The following is an 18855-nucleotide window of genomic DNA, read 5'->3' on the forward strand; positions in this document are numbered from 1 at the left end:
CAACCGCCCCAGTTGGATCAGTTTTCACCGATAAGCGCGTCGATCTTGCCCAGAATCGTGATGTCGCTTTCGATTTGCGCTGCCGACTCGTCGGCCCCTTTCCAATAAATGACTGCGCCGGTGTTTTCAGCCAGCTCCTTGGCCGCGTCAGAGTTCAGCGCCTTGATGGCAACCTCTTCGATCTTGGCGCGGATTTCGGGGGGCGTGTCCTTGTGTACGAACAACCCGTTCCAAGTGGACAGGTCCAGCTCAGGCACCAGCTCTCCCATAGTTGGGACATCCGGCAAAGTCGCGATGCGTTCGTTCGTCACGGCGGCCAGAACGTTCAGCTCATCCACACACGGCGCGACAAGCTGCAATGTGGTCGAGATTACGTCTGCATCGCCCGACGCCAGCGTGTTGCAATCGAGCGCGTCAAATCCGGCCTCAGACGAGAACTCGAACCCCAGTTGGCGGGCGGCGGCAACCATGTGGCGGCGTGGGATGCTGCGGGCACCGAAATGGCCGAAGGTGACCTGATTGTCCTTTGCATAGGCCGCCAGTTCGTCGATGCTCGAATAGGGCGCATCGCCACTGGCCGCGATTACGAAGGGGTAGGTCAGGAATATGCCAACCGGGTCAAACGGGTTGGGTGACAGTTCGGGAATGCCGATCTGCGGACCCACCACCGGCACACCGATCACGAATGAGCCAATCGTATATCCATCCGCAGGCGCTTGGGCCACATAGATCGAACCAGGGAACGGGCCACCGCCGCCACCGGGTTTGTTCACGACTGCGGCAGGCACGCCATAGGTTTCCTGAAATTCATCGGCGATCATCCGAGTCAGCAGATCCTCAAGATCGCCAGGGGGAAAGGGTATGACGAATTCAACTGGTTTCTCGGGATATTCTGCGGTGGCCAGCCCGGGCAGGGCGGTGGCTGAGAGCGCCAGAGCGGTAAGCAGTTTCTTCATAAGGGTCTCCCTCCTGTTGGTTTGCGCGGCATGTTCTGTATGCGGCGCAGTATCGTGCCAGTCTGGGGCGGGGGCCGTTGAAATGAAAATACCGTTTGCAGGTGGGGTATATCTGTTTTGATATATCAAAGCGTAACGTCAGTCTAACTTGCGGGTTTAGCGGCTTCTTCTTCGATCAGTTGAATCAAGCGTTTCGCAGGTTGGCCAAGCTTGCGGCGCGCATTTGTTGTGATGCCGACGGCACCCATCAGTTGCGGGTCCCCCAGCTCGAGATCAATAAACTCATTCCGCGCAAGCTCCTGTGAGACAGCCCCGGCGGGACAAAAAGCAATCGCCTGCGTTGTCGGCAGAAAGGCGCGGATAAACTCGAATGAAATCGTTTCGATTTTATTGGCAATTCGAGGTTGGTCGTTGGCAATCAAGAAATGGTCGAGCTCGTCCCGCAGGACCACACCTTCCAACGGGACCAGCATTAGATACCCGGCTATGTCCGATAATCCGACCGCTTTGCCTGTTGATAACGGATGTGTGTGGTGGGCCACAAACAACAGCGGTTCACTGTAAAGGTGATTGAAGCTGAGCCCATCCATTTTCTCAGACGTCCCTAAACGTCCGATTGCAAAGTCCAGATCACCACGCCTAAGGGTGTCCGGAAGAGTTGCGTCGCCACGGGTTTCAAGCTCGATCGAAACGTTTGGGAATTCTTCCTTAAAACGGACAACCGCGCGCGGGAACAGAGTGCGCGATACAGTTGGCAGGATAGCAACACGCACTGATTGCGTACCATAATCACACTCTACATCGCTCAGACCCGCTTCAAGCTGTTCAAACGCTGCCAGAACGTAAGTCTGTAGACGGCGACCCTCAGCTGTCAGGTGCAGACCATTTGGGGTCCGGTCGAATAGGCGGCAGTTCAGTCTCCCTTCCAGTTCCGCTACCGCTCGTGACAAAGCCGGTTGGGATGTGTGCAACCGCTGGGCCGAGGCCGTGACCGAACCGCTATCGGCTATATCCACGAAGGCGTGCAGATGCCTCAGCCGGATACGGAGTTGATTGAGTAATGGAAAACGCATCACATCCCGGCAGTTTTGAGCAGAATATCGTGCAGCATTTGGTCCGGCAATTCTTTATCGTCCAAGAAGTGTGAGCGATAACTCAACCGCGTCACCTATTTACTTTGAGGACATCCGACCTTGTGTCGGATCACCGATGCGCCGTCTTGACGATACCGCTTCAACAGCCGGAAAATCTGCCGCCGTGTCAGGTCCAACATGTTCGCAGCACTGTCTACGCTCAAACGTCCATCATCGACCTGCGCCAGGACTTCCACGCGGTTCAACTCGCGCTCGCTCATAACCACCCATCCCATGTCTGCTCACCCTCATTGATTTTTGAGGGCAGAGTGACATTCCTGAATTGCTCACGGGTGACATTTTAGCTTTGCTGCTACACAACCAATACTGCAGAAGCAAAATTATGTTAAATTATCTGCCGGATCCGCTGATACCAGAAAAACGTTGTTTTAACCTAAATAATTTACCCTGTGCATGTGATTTTAGGAACATATCTAATGTGCAATATTGGGCCATCCCGCTTCCAAACCGATGCCACTCTCGTAGACAAGTTGAGCTTCTACCGTCGAACGCACGAATCTACTAGACGTGCTCTATCCAGCACGACTTGGCCATCAATCGATTTTTTCGACTTTCAAAACCTGACGGTATCGCCCGGAGCGATGCGCAGTGCCGACGGTTCAAACACTATTCGACCAACTTCACCCTTTTTCAGCAGGGGCCATATTCGCGACCGCCAGCGCAACACCCACAGTGGTGAAAAGCGCGTATTTAATGTAGTGGTTCCTTTCACACAAAGTCTCTTTTCGGTTGAACAAACAGGGCTGAGAGGACGGTTTTTTGATCTAGCGCAAAGGCTGAGTTTTTCTATCAGGTAAGGAGATATCCGTGAGGCCGACCTGCGTCGGGGTACATAGATTCCAAAGGAACCAAAGCGTGCTGAAGACTGATCTCATCATTCTAACCGTCGGCTCGACTGGCCAGACCCATATGGCGATGATGGATGCGCCCTCGGACGCTGCGTGTCAGGATGCGGCCCAAACGATTCAGGCGATCCTCAGTAAGAATGACATTCCGATCTCGGCCATGCGCTGTGGGGAAACCGGGTTACGACTGACCGAGTTCGCACATGGCTACTCCGAGGAAGAGATGCGATGGCATTACCGGGTGACCGTGAAGGGCACAGCGTTAGAGGATGGCTTTGCGATCACCCAAGTCGCACCGGGCACCTGTGAGATGTCTGGCCCGGATACATACTGCACGATTTCGGCACAGCACCCGGTTGAAGACTAATGCGGTCGTTTGGATGTTTGCCAATAATCGTGCTTTAATCATTTGTATTGCAAAACTTTTCTGGGGTTTGTTTCTAATGTATCGTGATGGTGTATTTCATCTTTCAGATATATGCTCAGGCAGGAACCCAAGTGGACCCCATCAACCCCCCTTCCGAAGACGCGCTGTTCTTCGGCGATGATCAGGAATGCGTTAGTTACAACCGTGTTTGGTTCAACCTGATCCGCGCTCATCGTAAGTTTTATCCACGTATCACCAAGGCCCTGAAATCCTGTGGTATAAACGACCCGCTCTGGTACGAGATTCTGCTGGAAATTGAGCGGGCCGGGCCCGAGGGCCAACCGATGGCTGCGCTTGAAAAACGGTTGTTTGTTCCACAATATGCGCTGTCGCGCCACGTTGCCCGATTGGAAAAGGAAGACTTCGTTCGGCGCGAATACATCGCCGATATTCGCCGCAAGCAGATCCTGTTTCTGACCGAAAAGGGACAGGGCATGCATGCGCGCATCTGGCCCGTCTACTGGGATGCGATGCAGGACGAAATCGGGCCGCATATGAGCGTTGATGACGCTTATAAGCTGGCCCGACTTCTGATCAAACTTTTACCCTGACAGGTAGGATCAAAAGGGTTGTCAGAACCGTGCGACGGCCTCAACAACCACTGTACGACCCGGTTCCTTGAGCGGGACAAGATCGGCGGCGTAGTCTGCACCATAGGTCGCGCGATCCGAATAATCCTCGTCAAACAGGTTGTTGACCGACAGGCGCAATGTGAGGTTCGAAAGTGACGGTGGAGTGTATTCACCAAAGATATTAACCACGGTGTAGCCGTCCAAACCCGAACAGGTGTCGCAGACCGCCGTCGCGTCATTGTCGAAAGCCATATCGACCGTGGCGCCAAAGAGCGTGTTCAACTGTGGCACAAATTGCTGAGCTTGAAGCGCGAGGCGCTGGCCGATCGGAGTACCAAAACCAAAAGCCTGCGACTCATAGGTGCCGGGATCCTCACCGTTGATCTTCAGGTCCGCGTTTGTATAGGTCACGCGCATCGAGCCATTGTACCAGGCATAGCTGGCGTCAAGGTTAAAGCCCTGGCTTCGGACATCTGCGGGGTTGTGTACGTTCATGCCCGTCGCCCGGTCAAAGACCATCATGCGGGCGCTATCGACGGATGTACGAAACAGTTCTGCCGATACATGCAGATTGCCTGCATCCCAGCCAACGCCGAGATTGATGTTCTTGCCACGTGACGATTCAAAACCGCTATAGTCGGTAATCCAGAACTTATAGTTATCTTCGATCTGGTAGCCGCCAAACACGTTCGAGTATCCGGCCCGCAGCGACAGAGCGTCAGTCAAGAAGTAGGTTGCTGAAAGGTTATAGCTTCCACCTGAATCGCTAAGGTCAGTTTCGTCAACGCCGGTAAAATCCTGTGTATCATAGCGCGCTCCGGTCGAGATACTCCAACGGTCGGACGGGTCAAACCGGGCCTGCGCGAAGATACCAAGGTTTTTCACCCGCTCTTTCAGACTGTATGTCGGTTCGGTGAACTCGGAGTCCTTATCGTAGAAGTCCAAACCAGCCACAACTGTGCCGCCCTCCATGAACCCGCTTCCGATATGGAAGGTGTTTTGGATTTTACCCGACAGAGTAGATGAGACACCCTCGTAACTGGAATCGGTCCGGTTCACCGTGGCATCGGAATAGCCCACAACGACCTGCGGGTCCCACATTCCCCCGCCTTGCGTATTTGAGTATTGGAATGCATAGCTTGATCGCTCAGTGTCATATGGCAACAGTTCCATCTCAAATGGTGGTACCCAATTCCCGAAATTGGGCTTCTCGTTGCGCTCTTCGGAATCCTTGATGCGCTGGCCTGACAGTTCGAAGCGGTCGCCCTGATCTCCTTCATAGGCGAACTTCAAAAGCCCCGTCTGCATGTCGGCTGCCGTTCCTTGCGTCAGGTTGCCTGCGCCGTCTTCATAGGGATCGCCGGTGGTTGAACGCCCATAGCCAAGGGCTTCAAAACCACTGCTGCGGCCCGCCAACACAAGTGATCTGGCAAACGTGTCGCCATTATTACCGTAACCCAGCCGTAGTGTTCCCGCTGCGCTGTGTCCGTCGGTAATTATGTCGCCAGCGTCAATGGTTTCCAGAATGACCGCACCGGCAGTTGCGTTTGGTCCGGTGTCTGCAGCGGCGATGCCAGGATCAACCCGAACAAACTTCAGCATCCCCGGATCAAAAACCGTTGCACTTGTGTGGTGGAACACACGGTTGTTTTGCAGCGCTCCGTCAATCTGGGTGGTCAGATTGATCAGGTCGATTCCGTTCACGTAGATTTTCTGAGTGAGCGGGATTGCCCCGCCAACTGAGACGTTGGCGATCCCCTCGAACAGATCCTTGGCATTGCCCAAGCGAGCATTCTCCAACTCAGCATCCGACAGGTAGATGGAGTTGGCGCGGTCCGCATCCCGCCCCAACGGGTCTCTGTCGCGCACAATGATCGGATCAAGCGAAAAAACCTCGCCATCGGTGTCCGTCGCCGTCGGTTCTGATGTCTCTGCATCTTGCGCAAGCGCGGCTGCGCCAAACAGCAAGGACAGCGCCGACCCGCAGAGCAATCCTGCGCGCGACGCGTTAAATTTCTTAGGCATGATTTCTGGCCCCCATGAGTTGCATTCAACCTGGCGGGCCCTGAGCATGAGCTGGCGTGGATTTCGCCCGTCCACTAGGCTTCGGACCATTAACATGCAAGTGCATGTCAATGATTGGTGCGAGACTGTGGCGCTAAACCAACACTATCGGGCGACCATCGACTGTTTTGACCTTGGCGCGGGTTTGAAACACGTCCTGCAGCAAGCTATCGCTGACAATGGTACTGGGCGCACCATCGGCAACCACTTCGCCCGCCTTGAGGGCGATGATGCGGTCCGCATAGGCTGCGGCATAGTTGATGTCGTGCAACACGATCACCACGGTCCGCCCGCGTTGCCGGGTCAAATCGCGCAACACCTCCATCAATGCACGAGAGGCGGCGATATCCAGGTTGTTGAGCGGCTCATCCAGCAGCAGATAGTCCGTGTCCTGTGCATAGGCCATGGCGACAAAGGCCCGCTGGCGTTGCCCCCCGGACAGCGTATCCAGTTGACGGTCGCCAAGGTCGGCCAGGTCGAACAGTTTCAGGGCGGCCTCGATCAACTCGCGATCCTCGGCACCCGGGCGGCCGCGATGATAGGGATAGCGACCAAAGCCGACCAGATCACGCACCGTCAGGCGGCTGGCAACCGTCAGGTCCTGACGCAGGATTGCAAGCGTGCGGGCCAGTTCAATATCCGTGGCCTCTCCAATTTGCAGATCATCCACCACGATCGAGCCGGACTGCAGTGGTAAAAGGCGCGCGATCAGCGATAGGAGCGTCGATTTCCCGGCCCCGTTCGGCCCAATCATGGCAACCACTCCACCCTTGGCCAACTGCAGCGACACATCACGAAGAACGGGCTGACCGGCAATCTGATAGCTGAGGTTGTGAATGTCGATCATCTGAGGCTCCGGAGCAGAAGAAACAGGAATACGAGCCCGCCGAGGAACTCGACCACCACACTGAGCGGGGTGTTAAGGTCCAACACCCGCTCCATCATTGTCTGGCCGCCGACAAGTATGATCCCGGCGATCAGCGCGGCGGCGGGCAGGATGTCGGCGTGGCGGCTGGACGGTATGATCAGGTAGGTCAGGCTTGTGACCAACAGGCCAAAGAATGCGACCGGCCCGACCAGAGCGGTCGAAACCGATACGAGTATCGAGATCAGGATCAGCACCTGCCACTGCAGCCGCTGCGGTGGCTCACCCAGTGAGGTGGACAGAACCGGGCCAAGCGATGTGACGTCCAGCCGGTGGCGCAGATGCCAGACACCCAGCCCCGCCACCAGCGACAATCCTGCAGCCAGAGTCAGAAGGCTGGTGTCAATGTTCGAGAACCGGGCAAACGACGCAGCTTGAACAACGGCATACTCGTTGGGATCGATCACGCGCAGAACGTATGAAGTCAATGACCGGAACAGCACGGACAGAACCACCCCTGTCAGGATCATTTGCATCATGTTGTCGCGCCCGGCGCGCAGCACCACCTTGAACAGGATCAGTGCGGCGGAGCATAACAATGCAGCATTTGCCGCCATCAAACCCTGCACGGGCAGCGCCTGATATGCCTGTCCACCAATGCTCCAGACCAGCAGGCTGAGCAGCAGCAGAAAGAGCGCATCAAACCCCATGATCGCAGGGGTCAGGATGCGGCTTCCGGTGATAGTCTGAAAGATAACGGTTGCCCATGACAGGGCAAAACTCACCAGTAGAAGCGCTGCCAACTTACTTGCCCGAAAGGCCAGTACAAAGCTCCAGTCTCCGCGTGCTCCAAGGCTCAGATACGCCAGGCAACAGAGCACCAGCGCAGCGACCATTAGCGTGATCCTAACCTGCACGACGCCCTCCTTTGTACAGCAACCAAAGAAAGGCGATGGCCCCGACGACGCCGATAACTGTGCCGACGGGCATCTCGAACGGGTAAATCACCAACCGCCCGACCAGATCGGCGATCAGTACAAGGCCAGCCCCAGCCATCGCCGTGATCGGTAGGGTCCGGCGTAGATTGTCGCCCGCCATCAGGCTGACCATATTGGGTACGACAAGCCCGACAAAAGGGATTATCCCGACCGTCACGACTGTCAATGCAGTGACAACCGAAATCATCAGCAGCCCCAGCATCACAACCTGACGGTAGCTCAGGCCCAGATTTATGCTGACCGCCTCACCCAACCCGATGATCGAGAACTGATCCGCCACCAGATAAGTCAACGCGGCCGCAATCCCGGCCAGCCACAGCAGTTCATAGCGGCCACGCAGGGTCCCCGAGAACTCTCCATTCATCCAGATTTCGATGAATTGCAGCATGTCAGCCTGAAACGCGACATAGGTCACGCCCGCGCCGACGATGCCGCCATAGATTAACCCGACCAGCGGCACCAGTAACGGCTGTGTTGGCGGCAGGCGCCTTATAAGCGAAAAGAACAGCACCGAACCGCCGAGCGCAGTGATCGACGCCAACCCCATTTTCAGGCCAATCGGAGCCGTCGGAAACAGCACTGCCGTCAGCAAAACCCCCAGCGCCGCGCTCTGGCCAGTGCCAGAGGTCATCGGCTCGACAAAGCGGTTACGGGCGATCAACTGCATGATCTGACCGGCGATGGCCAGTGACGCCCCGGTCAGCAGCGTCGCCACCGTGCGTGGAAAGCGGCTGTCGCGGATCAGCGGCCAGATTTCGGCCGGATCGACCCGTAGAAGGTCTATGACACCAACGAACAGCGAGACGCTTGCCAGTGCCGCCAGCGCAATCAGGCACAACCATTTGGACATTGGAACCTAGCTGGATGAAAAACCGGCAATCAACTGATCCAGCGTCCGCATCATCGACTGGATGCCACCGCCCGCAATGTAAATATCGGCGGCGTTCAGATAGATCACCTGATCGGTCTTCCAGGCCTTGGTTTCTTGCACCAGAGCATTGTCCAGCGTCGCCTTTGCGCTGTCGCCCGGCTGCCCGATCGCCGCCAGGCGGTCCACCACGATCAGCCAGTCAGGGTCAGTGTCGCGAATGAACTCAAAGGAAATCGCCTCACCATGTATGGTCGTGCTGATCTTGGGTGCAGCTTCGGGCAGGCCGATATCCCTGTGTAGCCAGCCAAATCGGCCTCCACCCCCATAGGCGCTGACCTTAGGGCCATTGGTCATGACGATCAGCACGTCTCCTTTGCCCTCCGCGGCAGCTTTGGTCTGTTCCAGCCGGTTCTGAAAGGTGTTTTCGATCGCGGCCGCTTTATCTGTCTTGCCAAAAATGCGGCCATAGTCGCGCAGCCGCGCAAGGGCACCACCAACCAGATCGGCGTCGATGGTCATGTCGATGCTGGGGGCGATCTTGGCCATATGGTCCAACTGATCCGAACTGCGGCTGCCGACAACGATCAGATCGGGGCTTAGTGCGTGCACGCCTTCGAAATCGGGTTCCCAGAAGGTCCCCAGATCAATGGCCCTATCGGCCACGTCATCAAGGTAGTCTACGTAAAGCCCGTCAACGGTTCCGGCGATGGGTACGCCAAGCGCGTCGATCGTGTCAGCGGCGGCCACATCGAAGACAGCGATCGTTTTGGGTAGCGCTGCCACCTGCGCCGGACCGCGATAGGTGTCGACGTCCAGCGTCTCGGCCAACGCTGCGCCAGCGGTCAGGAGGGTCAGGGCAAGTGAGGTCAGTCGGCCAGGCATCTCAAATCCTCAGGGTTTTTCCAGTTTGAAAACGGGGGTAACGCTGGCGAGATGCAATTGCATGTGACTGGCGCGCGGACATTTGCATATCGAGTAAAGAACTTCAATCCGCCTAGTTCAGCCCCTCCGCATCGGACGGACGAACAGTAAAGTCCAGCCGGTTGCCGCATATAGCGAGCTGAGCCTGCCAAGTGCAAAAGTCGATGTGATCAAGGTTGCGTCGAATTTTACATCGACTGGCTCTATCGCCAACTTTTTAGTTGGCAGCATAAGTGGGGCAATGGTTCCGTGGAAATCGGCAACTTCACTGTCGCAACGTTGACTGAGGACGAGTAGATCTTAGTTAGCACCCTAAAGCCCGATCATATTTCGCTCGGCTAGGTGTCAGAGCACGATTGTACATCTATTGTTCCAAATAGAGCCTAAGTATGCGGTTTCCAAGCCGCCTGTGTCGAAAAGCCAATGAATGCAAACGGTCGGGCGGGGACAAGCCTTCAGGAAAAGGGTAAATCATGCTCGGAACTTGTCCTTTTCGGTAACTTTGCTGAACTGACTGCTTGAGACCGCACATCGGATGACACCCGTCGACTTGATGGAAGCTTCGCATCAGATTCCATGGGGTGTCGAAAACAACTGGAATTCCTGCTCCGGCGGGGCCGAAAACTTGACGGCGCTACGCAATAATCCTAGCAGGGTCTTGCCACGTCATTGCAATCGAAAGATCATTTTCTCCCCGAAATCAATAAAACGGACTATGCCCCCAAAGAAGCGAGCAACAATCAAGCAAGTGGCGGAACATGCCCATGTCTCGCCGATGACGGTTTCGAATTACGTCAACGGGCACTTCGATCTGCTCTCTGACAAGATGAAAGAACGGGTTTCCAAATCGATCAAGGAATTGAATTACCGTCGGAACTTCGGTGCGCATGTATTGCGGACGTCACAGCTTTGGTCGATCGGTCTTATCATAGTGGACCGGTCTGACGAATTTCTTGCTGACGGATACACCACACAGATTACGTCGGGGTTCAGCAACTATTTGAACAACAACGGATACTCGTTGCTCTTGCAGGGTGTGAAGCCCGAGGAGTTTGAGAATTCAAACATTGTCCGCAATCTTCAGACCGACGCGATTGGCGTGCTTTTCTCCGGAGATGATGCTGCGCGGCAGTCCCAGTTTGAACTCATCTGCGAGCTCAGCCAGCCTACCGTGTTGTTCCTTGAGGATTTCGAGAACTCCACTCACAAGCTGTGTTCAATTAAGCAGGACGAAATTGCTGGCGGCAGCCAATTGGCCGGCGCGGTCCTGAAATACTCACCCAAGCATGTTGCAATCTTGACGTCGGGCGAGAACGAATGGGCGGCTGTCAACAAACGCATCGCAGGAATGCGTCGCGCGTTGGACCAAGCCGGCGTAGTGGACAGGATTTTTACGGTTCCGTGTGGCGATACAAGCTTCGGGGATGTGAGTGTCTCTCTGGAACGGCACGTGCGTGATCACGGACTTCCCGATGCGGTAATGTGCATCAATGACTACATCGCGATGTCTGCAATTACGCTCCTGAAACGACGCGGGGTCGATGTCCCGGGTCGGACCTGCGTGACTGGGTTCAACGCATTTCAACTTCACCAGATGTCTGATCCGACCATAACCACCATGCAGTCGCCTGCCTATGAAATGGGGCAGGCAGGAGCCAAAGCGCTGTTGGACTGTCTGGACAGCGACGGTTTCAGCGATAGGGTGATTACGTTTCCCGGAATCCTGGTGCAGGGCGAGTCTGCCTAATAAATAGCTGGTCCAATTTGAACCTCCTCACAACAATATTGTAACGTTATAAATGCAGTGAGTGACTACCCAGATGCCCGATACAATGGCGATTTCCTAGTTGCTAACTGAAGGCCCAGCTCTTCTGGGTTCTACGAGCTTGCTTGCCAATTGCTTGGCGCTTAAGTCCGGTGATCTGGTTTTGCTGGTCGAGGAAGAATTCGGACCGGGATATTTTTGATAATCTCGCCCCAAGGATCGTGGCCGATGAGGCGCGCAATACGGGCGTTGAGGTGTTGATCATGAGCACGCCACGGGCAGCCGGGCCGGATTCGGTCGCAGCTGCGCTGAGAGCGGCGATGGAACATGTCGATCATCCGATCTTTCTGAGCCGATTCACCATCGGGACAAATACGAACATCTACTCGCCCGAGGCTCATTTCCTGACCAGCCCTATCACTGCGACAATCAAATCAGGCCGTGTGGTCATACTGGATGGGCAAAGCGACGCAGTCAGAAAATTCAAAGCGCACAGAAAAATGGTTGCCGATCTGTTTGGGCTGATGAGATGTTTGTCCATTCCTGGCATCCGGGCCTGAACCCCGGCATCACGTATTTCGGCAAAGCGGCGGACGATCTGGAGCGGGGGATTACTTCAAACACATCGGCGTACCTGCCTGGATCGGCGCCGGGTGCTCGGATTCCCATGACTTTGACGCTCAGGCTGCTGCCGAAGCCGGGTCCAACATGGCAATCGCCGCGATGGCGAGTACGCCATTTGTTCACAACCTGGGATACCTGTCCGGGGGAAGGACCGGTTCTCTGGAAATGCCGGCCCTATGCGATGAACTGGTGGGTTGGTCCAACCAGATGGCCGCGGGTTGCAAAGTGGACGCTGACAGTATTGCCGTTGATGTAATCACACGCGCGGCACGTGACAATTCTTACCTGACCGACCGGCACACTCAGGACAGATACCTTACGGAAAACTGGTACCCAACTTTGCTGGAACGCTCGGATGCCGATGCGTGGATGGAACGGGGAAGCCCAGACCTCCGGAGCCGGATAAACGATCGGCTTGCGGACATACTCCGCTAGGACGCATGTGGCGTTCACTGGGCGACCTGCCATCATATGAACCGGGCGTTTGACCCAAGTGTATTCCGGTTTCGGAAACGATCTGAAATGAACCGGTCCGAAACCCTTTGCTGTAATGAGCGAAATTTCGCCCCATAGGAGCTACACAAATCGATCAATCCTGTGCCATGTTCGACCCAATTGACGACTAGGAACACGAGGGCAACGATGGCGCGCACTGATAAGGTCGAAGACAAAGCTGTGCTGTCGCAGGACCCGCATAAAGTTACGGATAGCGGTGAGAAGAACCTCGAAACAGCGATTGGGCGAGAAATCAAGGCACTGCGCCTGCAGCAGGGGACAACCATTGCCGAGTTGTCTTCATTGACCGGATTGTCCATCAGCATGTTGTCAAAAATTGAAAACGGCGCAACCTCGGCGTCGCTGACAACACTTCAATTGCTGGCGAACGCGCTGAGCACCCCGATCACCTCATTCTTTCGCAGGTATGAGGAAACCCGTAACGCCGTGCATACCAAAGCGGGCGAAGGGGTCGAGACGGAGCGTGCAGGAACACGTGCCGGACATCAGTACAACCTGCTGGGGCATCTGGGCGCAAATGCCAGCGGCGTGGTGGTAGAGCCTTATCTGATCACTCTGACCGAGGAATCGGACAGGTTTCCTACGTTTCAGCACGATGGGATCGAGATGCTCTATATGTTGGATGGTGAAGTGGATTACCGCCACGGCGACAGAATTTATGCGCTGAAACCGGGGGATACTCTGTTCTTCGACGCCGATGCACCGCACGGGCCTGAAGTTCTGGTGAAGCTTCCCGCCAAATATCTGTCGATCATTTCTTATCCGCAAACCAGCTGATCGCCACACCTTCGATTTGTGCTCGTCATGATTGGCTTCCCGTATTTCCTCACATGAAAAATTATTTCTCACAGTTGTTTTTCAGCGGCTAGGCTGCTAGCGTTACTTTCGAAGAAATCTCGGAAGGCAAAAGCTGATGTGTGGAATTGTCGGCCTGTTTCTCAAAGACAGGACACTGGAGCCCAGGCTGGGCGGGATGCTAACGGATATGCTGGTTACGATGACCGACCGTGGCCCGGATAGCGCCGGGATTGCCATCTACGGAAAGGAATCGACCGGAAACGCCAAATTGACGGTCCAGTCGGACACGCCCGACAAAGATTTTGCAGCGCTGGCCGCGGAACTTGGTGCTGCAATCGGAGCCAACGTGACGCTGCGCGCCAACGACACTCATGCCGTGCTTGAACTGGATAGCGCCAAGGTTGAACAGGCACGTCGGGCGGTGCGTGAGTTGCGGCCGGGTATGCGGGTCATGTCAGACGGAGCGGCGATAGAAATTTACAAAGAGGTCGGCCTGCCAAAGGATGTGGCTGAACGGTTCAGCCTGTCGGGCATGGCAGGAAGTCACGGCATTGGTCATACGCGCATGGCGACCGAATCCGCGGTGACTACCGAGGGTGCACACCCATTCAACACCGGTTCAGATCAATGCCTGGTGCATAACGGATCGTTGTCGAACCACAACGCGCTGCGCCGCAAACTCAAGCGCGAAGGTGTCCGGGTCGAGTCGATGAACGACACCGAGGTCGGCGCGGCCTACCTGACCTGGAGGATGCAAAGAGGTGCAACGCTGGGTGAGGCGCTGGAAAGCAGCCTTGAGGACCTTGACGGGTTCTTTACCTTTGTCGTTGGGACCAGAGACGGGTTCGGTGTGGTCCGCGACCCCATCGCCTGCAAACCGGCAGTTATGGCCGAGACAGACAAATACGTGGCTTTTGGCAGCGAGTATCGGGCGTTGGTAAATCTGCCGGGGATCGACGAGGCCAGAGTCTGGGAGCCCGAGCCAGCAACCGTTTACTTCTGGAGCCACTGAAATGCAGATATATGATGTTGCAGAAAATGGTCTGCGCGGGCTCAACGCGACTCTGCAGGCGCAAGGCAAAGAGACCAACCAGACCAACTGGGTCGTGCAAAACCCCAAGGGCAGCCATGCCATCGCGGTGGGTTTGGACGCGCCGATAGACGTCACCGTCAAAGGATCGACGGGATATTATTGCGCCGGGATGAACCAGCAGGCGATTGTCCGGGTCGAAGGCTCGGTCGGTCCGGGCGTGGCAGAGAACATGCTGTCCGGCACTGTGATCGTAGAAGGCGACGCCAGCCAATATGCAGGCGCGACCGGACATGGCGGCTTGCTGGTGATCAAGGGCAACGCCAGTTCGCGGTGCGGAATTTCCATGAAAGGGATCGATATCGTCGTGCATGGCAATATCGGCCACATGTCCGCCTTCATGGCGCAGGCGGGCAATCTGGTTGTGTGCGGCGATGCGGGCGACGCGCTTGGGGATTCACTCTACGAAGCATGTTTGTTCGTTCGCGGGTCGGTCAAAAGCCTTGGTTCGGACTGTATCGAGAAAGAGATGCGGCCCGAGCATCTCGAGCTATTGAAAGATCTCCTGGAACGCGCTGGCAGCGATGCGAAGCCGGAGGAGTTCAGACGATACGGATCGGCCCGGCAGCTTTACAACTTCGACATCGACAATGCCGCCGCTTACTGAGGATGAAGCGTATGAAAGATACGGATACAACGATCCCCCAAACCCGGCCGATCCAGTCGGCGACATTCACAAACGAAATCAACTCGGAAATCCGCCGTGCTGCTGCGACCGGAATCTACGATATCCGGGGTGGTGGCGCCAAGCGTCGGGTGCCGCATTTCGATGACCTTCTGTTCCTCGGCGCATCGGTCAGCCGATACCCGCTGGAAGGTTACCGCGAACGGTGCAGCACATCAGTTACGTTGGGAACGCGCTTTGCAAAAAAACCGATTGAACTGGACATCCCGGTCACCATCGCGGGAATGAGCTTTGGCGCACTATCCGGTCCCGCAAAAGAGGCGCTGGGTCGGGGCGCGTCGATGGCAGGGACGTCGACCACCACCGGTGATGGCGGCATGACCCCCGAAGAACGTGGGCACTCCTCCAAGCTGGTTTATCAGTACTTGCCGTCCCGCTACGGCATGAATCCCAACGACCTGCGCAAGGCGGATGCTATTGAAATCGTTGTCGGTCAGGGGGCGAAACCGGGTGGTGGGGGTATGTTGCTGGGCCAGAAAATCAGCGACCGGGTAGCCGAAATGCGAACGCTGCCAAAGGGCATCGACCAGCGCTCGGCCTGCCGGCACCCGGATTGGACCGGGCCCGACGATCTGGAGATCAAGATTCTCGAACTGCGGGAGATCACCGGTTGGCAGGTGCCGATCTACGTCAAGGTAGGTGCGACCCGACCCTATTATGACACTGCTCTGGCCGTGAAAGCCGGGGCCGATGTGGTGGTAATGGATGGAATGCAAGGCGGAACAGCTGCCACGCAGGATGTATTCATCGAACATGTCGGCATTCCGACACTTGCCTGTATCCGCCCTGCGGTTCAGGCGCTGCAGGACCTTGGTGTACATCGCGAAGTGCAACTTGTTATCTCTGGCGGTATTCGCACCGGTGCCGACGTGGCAAAGGCGCTGGCGCTGGGGGCGGATGCGGTGGCGATCGGCACGGCTGCACTGATTGCCCTGGGTGACAATGACCCGAAATGGGAGGCCGAGTATCAGAAGCTGGGCTCGACCACCGGCGCCTATGACGACTGGCATGAAGGGCAGGACCCGGCGGGCATTACCACTCAGGACCCCGAGCTGGCGGCCCGGCTTGATCCGGTCGAGGCCGGGCGCCGCTTGCGCAACTATCTGAAGGTGATGACACTTGAGGCGCAGACGATTGCACGGGCGTGCGGACACAACCACCTGCATAACCTGGAGCCCGAGGATTTGTGCGCCTTGACGATGGAGGCCGCGGCAATGGCCAAGGTGCCGCTGGCGGGGACCGATTGGTACCCGGGAAAAGCCGGGTTCTGAAATGACAAACGACATAAGGCGCGGCCCAGCAGGGCGGCGCCTTTCTTCTGTGGGATGACATCAACAGGGAAAGGAGAGCCGACCATGACGACAGATCTGGCTGCTTTCGCCAAGGAAAATGGCGTCAAATATTTCATGATCTCGTTCACCGACCTGTTTGGTGGGCAACGGGCCAAACTGGTGCCGGCACAGGCGATCGCGGATATGCAAGAGGAAGGTGCAGGTTTCGCGGGTTTTGCGACCTATCTAGATATGACTCCGGCGCATCCTGACATGCTGGCGGTGCCGGACCCGTCCTCGGTCATCCAACTGCCCTGGAAGCCCGAGGTTGCCTGGGTTGCTGCGAATTGCGTGATGGAAGATCAGGACGTGGCTCAGGCTCCGCGTAACGTCCTGCGTCGGCTGATCGGTGAGGGTGCGTCTGATGGCCTGCACGTCAAAACCGGAATTGAGGCCGAGTTCTTTCTGTTGACGCCCGATGGCGAACAGATCAGCGACCCGTTCGATACCGCCGAGAAACCCTGTTACGATCAGCAGGCGGTAATGCGGCGCTATGATGTCGTACGAGAGATTTGCGACTATATGCTGGAACTGGGTTGGGGGCCGTACCAGAACGACCACGAAGACGCCAATGGCCAGTTCGAGATGAACTGGGAATATGACGATGCCCTACGCACCGCCGACAAGCATTCCTTCTTCAAGTTCATGACCAAATCGGTGGCCGAAAAGCACGGCTTCCGTGCGACATTCATGCCGAAACCGGTCGAAGGACTGACCGGAAATGGCTGCCATGCCCATATCTCGGTCTGGGACGCACCCGGCGCCGATGCCGGGATCAATGTCTTTGCCGGTGACGGCGATGGCCCAACGGGCGAGGTTGGCTTGGGTGAGAAGGGTAAGCACTTTCTTGGCGGTATCATGAGACATGCCATCGCCATGGCGGCTATCACAAACCCCACTGTGAATTCCTATAAGCGGATCAATGCTCCCCGCACGATGTCCGGTGCGACCTGGGCGCCGAACACCGTAACATGGACGGGTAACAACCGTACCCACATGGTGCGTGTCCCTGGGCCGGGCAGGTTTGAATTGCGTCTGGCGGACGGTGCGACAAACCCCTATCTGCTGCAGGCCGTGATCATCGCGGCTGGCCTGTCCGGTATCCGATCACAAGCCGATCCAGGGCCACGCTACGATATCGACATGTATGCCGAGGGTCACACGCTGACCGATGCCCCGAAACTGCCGCTGAACATGTTGGACGCCCTGCGTGAATTTGATCGGGACGGTGAGTTGAAAGCGGCGATGGGTGAAGAGTTCTCGGCAGCGTATCTGAAGATGAAGCATCAGGAGTGGAATTCCTTCGTCAGCCATTTCTCGCGCTGGGAAAAGAAGCATACGTTGGATATCTGACCGGATCGACGGAGTGGCTGGCATTTTCCGCAGACACGTCGCCAACCGTGCCGCAATCAGACCTTAAATGTCGCCGGAGTGTTCGTCACGCTCCGGCGTTTGTGGTTGAATATTGTAACGTTATAAAAGAGATGAAGAGTGATCGATACCCGATTCACCCGTCAATTTGGGCTAACATGCCCAGTGATGCTTGCCCCTATGCCAGGTATGGCTGATGGGCTGTTGGCTTCGGCTGTCGCGCAAGCGGGTGGCCTGGGTATGATCGGGGTTGGTCAGCGAGACGCCGGGTGGATCGCGGCTCAGTTTGGAGCCGCAGGGCGTGAAAAAGTCGGCTGCGGATTCCTGACATCTCACCTGGCGCAATCGCCAGAGTTGCTGGATTTGGCATTGTCTCGGCAGCCGCGTGCGATTTTCCTGACTCACGGCGACCCTCGCCCTTTTGCCCCTCGGATCGCGCAGGCGCAGATTCCGTTGATCTGTCAGGTGCAGAGCCTGGAGGGTGCGGCCTTGGCGGTCGATGCCGGGGCCGATGTCATCGTGGCACAGGGCGGTTCGGCAACCGGCCCTACAGGCGTGCGCACAACGCTTGCCCTGTTGCCGGAAGTGGCCGATTTCCTGCACCGCGAGGCACACGACACCGTTTTGCTGGCCGCCGGAGGCATTGCGGATTCCCGAGGGCTGGCAGCCTGTCTGGTAATGGGTGCTGATGGTGTTGTGATTGGGACCCGCCTGTGGGCCAGTGTCGAAGGACGGGTGTCCGATACACAGATGCAACAGGCTTTGCGGGCAACAGGCGATGATACGATCCAGACCCTGCAATCGGATACGGGCTGCTCTGAGCCTATAGCGACCCGATATTTGGCGAATACCCGCAGCACGTGCCCGGCGGGTGAAGGTATCGGGCTGATCCGGGACTTCCCGCCCGTCGCCGACATTCTCAATACCCTCACGGACAGGGCGGGCCGGTTGATGATTCACGCACAGCGCAAAGTGATCCCGTAAGGCGGTTGAGCCTTACAT

19 protein-coding genes are annotated in these 18855 nt (G+C 56.6%); 11 read left to right on the forward strand and 8 right to left on the reverse strand.

Annotation, left to right across the window (positions count from 1 at the left end; genetic code table 11):
* Positions 1–17 precede the first annotated feature (17 nt).
* The 3 genes from RA27_RS17690 to RA27_RS17700 form a co-directional block, all read right to left on the reverse strand.
* On the reverse strand, positions 18–956 hold the full coding sequence (locus tag RA27_RS17690; RefSeq protein ID WP_039542145.1) for a tripartite tricarboxylate transporter substrate binding protein: 939 nt from the start codon (positions 954–956) through the stop codon (positions 18–20).
* A 143-nt stretch (positions 957–1099) separates the two neighbouring features.
* Positions 1100–2029, reverse strand: coding sequence for a LysR substrate-binding domain-containing protein (locus RA27_RS17695; RefSeq protein WP_052265357.1), 930 nt, complete (start codon positions 2027–2029; stop codon positions 1100–1102).
* 95 nt (positions 2030–2124) lie between these two features.
* Positions 2125–2325 carry a helix-turn-helix domain-containing protein gene (locus RA27_RS17700; protein ID WP_039542148.1) on the reverse strand — a complete coding sequence of 67 codons (201 nt, stop codon included), beginning with the start codon at positions 2323–2325 and terminating at the stop codon, positions 2125–2127.
* A 640-nt stretch (positions 2326–2965) separates the two neighbouring features.
* Here RA27_RS17700 and RA27_RS17705 point away from each other — a divergent pair.
* Both RA27_RS17705 and RA27_RS17710 read left to right on the forward strand, forming a co-directional pair.
* Entirely contained in the window at positions 2966–3322 is a 357-nt protein-coding gene (locus tag RA27_RS17705) for a hypothetical protein (RefSeq protein WP_039542151.1), read from the forward strand.
* 131 nt (positions 3323–3453) lie between these two features.
* Positions 3454–3933, forward strand: coding sequence for a MarR family winged helix-turn-helix transcriptional regulator (locus RA27_RS17710; RefSeq protein ID WP_082025189.1), 480 nt, complete (start codon positions 3454–3456; stop codon positions 3931–3933).
* A gap of 21 nt (positions 3934–3954) precedes the next feature.
* Here the strand turns inward: RA27_RS17710 and RA27_RS17715 are convergent, their stop codons facing one another.
* The 5 genes from RA27_RS17715 to RA27_RS17735 all read right to left on the reverse strand — a co-directional run bounded on the left by RA27_RS17715 (position 3955) and on the right by RA27_RS17735 (position 9634).
* Complete coding sequence (locus tag RA27_RS17715) at positions 3955–5979, reverse strand: TonB-dependent receptor (protein WP_052265358.1); 2025 nt, start codon at positions 5977–5979, stop codon at positions 3955–3957.
* Positions 5980–6112: 133 nt separating this feature from the next.
* A complete protein-coding gene (locus RA27_RS17720; RefSeq protein WP_039542153.1) occupies positions 6113–6865 on the reverse strand; it encodes an ATP-binding cassette domain-containing protein in 753 nt (250 codons plus the stop codon).
* The gene (locus RA27_RS17725; RefSeq protein WP_241484101.1) at positions 6862–7800 is read right to left on the reverse strand and encodes an iron chelate uptake ABC transporter family permease subunit; all 939 of its coding nucleotides are present in this window, start codon (positions 7798–7800) and stop codon (positions 6862–6864) included. The genes RA27_RS17720 and RA27_RS17725 overlap by 4 nt, the downstream gene beginning before the upstream one ends.
* A complete protein-coding gene (locus RA27_RS17730) occupies positions 7790–8731 on the reverse strand; it encodes an iron chelate uptake ABC transporter family permease subunit (RefSeq protein ID WP_039542159.1) in 942 nt (313 codons plus the stop codon). The genes RA27_RS17725 and RA27_RS17730 overlap by 11 nt, the downstream gene beginning before the upstream one ends.
* Before the next feature lie 6 nt (positions 8732–8737).
* Positions 8738–9634, reverse strand: a complete 897-nt coding sequence (locus RA27_RS17735) for a siderophore ABC transporter substrate-binding protein (protein WP_052265359.1) — start codon at positions 9632–9634, stop codon at positions 8738–8740.
* A gap of 754 nt (positions 9635–10388) precedes the next feature.
* On the opposite strand from RA27_RS17735, the gene RA27_RS17740 reads away from it, so the two are divergent.
* From RA27_RS17740 to RA27_RS17780, 9 genes are all read left to right on the forward strand, one after another.
* A complete protein-coding gene (locus tag RA27_RS17740) occupies positions 10389–11420 on the forward strand; it encodes a LacI family DNA-binding transcriptional regulator (RefSeq protein WP_193746541.1) in 1032 nt (343 codons plus the stop codon).
* 281 nt (positions 11421–11701) lie between these two features.
* A complete protein-coding gene (locus tag RA27_RS17745; protein WP_152610735.1) occupies positions 11702–11998 on the forward strand; it encodes a hypothetical protein in 297 nt (98 codons plus the stop codon).
* Entirely contained in the window at positions 11982–12497 is a 516-nt protein-coding gene (locus RA27_RS17750; RefSeq protein ID WP_082025180.1) for a trimethylamine methyltransferase family protein, read from the forward strand. The genes RA27_RS17745 and RA27_RS17750 overlap by 17 nt, the downstream gene beginning before the upstream one ends.
* Before the next feature lie 207 nt (positions 12498–12704).
* Positions 12705–13355 carry a helix-turn-helix domain-containing protein gene (locus RA27_RS17755; RefSeq protein WP_039542171.1) on the forward strand — a complete coding sequence of 217 codons (651 nt, stop codon included), beginning with the start codon at positions 12705–12707 and terminating at the stop codon, positions 13353–13355.
* A 136-nt stretch (positions 13356–13491) separates the two neighbouring features.
* The gene (locus RA27_RS17760; protein ID WP_039542173.1) at positions 13492–14388 is read left to right on the forward strand and encodes a glutamine amidotransferase family protein; all 897 of its coding nucleotides are present in this window, start codon (positions 13492–13494) and stop codon (positions 14386–14388) included.
* 1 nt (position 14389) lies between these two features.
* Positions 14390–15073 carry a protein glxC gene (locus RA27_RS17765; RefSeq protein WP_039542176.1) on the forward strand — a complete coding sequence of 228 codons (684 nt, stop codon included), beginning with the start codon at positions 14390–14392 and terminating at the stop codon, positions 15071–15073.
* Positions 15074–15084: 11 nt separating this feature from the next.
* Positions 15085–16422 (forward strand): FMN-binding glutamate synthase family protein, encoded by a 1338-nt coding sequence (locus tag RA27_RS17770; RefSeq protein ID WP_039542179.1) that lies wholly within the window; start codon positions 15085–15087, stop codon positions 16420–16422.
* Between the two features lie 84 nt (positions 16423–16506).
* Complete coding sequence (gene glnT, locus RA27_RS17775; RefSeq protein WP_039542182.1) at positions 16507–17835, forward strand: type III glutamate--ammonia ligase; 1329 nt, start codon at positions 16507–16509, stop codon at positions 17833–17835.
* Between the two features lie 138 nt (positions 17836–17973).
* Entirely contained in the window at positions 17974–18837 is an 864-nt protein-coding gene (locus RA27_RS17780) for a nitronate monooxygenase (protein WP_039542184.1), read from the forward strand.
* The last annotated feature ends 18 nt before the right edge of the window (positions 18838–18855 follow it).

It is taken from the genome of Ruegeria sp. ANG-R, from assembly GCF_000813985.1.
Taxonomy (GTDB): Bacteria; Pseudomonadota; Alphaproteobacteria; order Rhodobacterales; family Rhodobacteraceae; genus Ruegeria.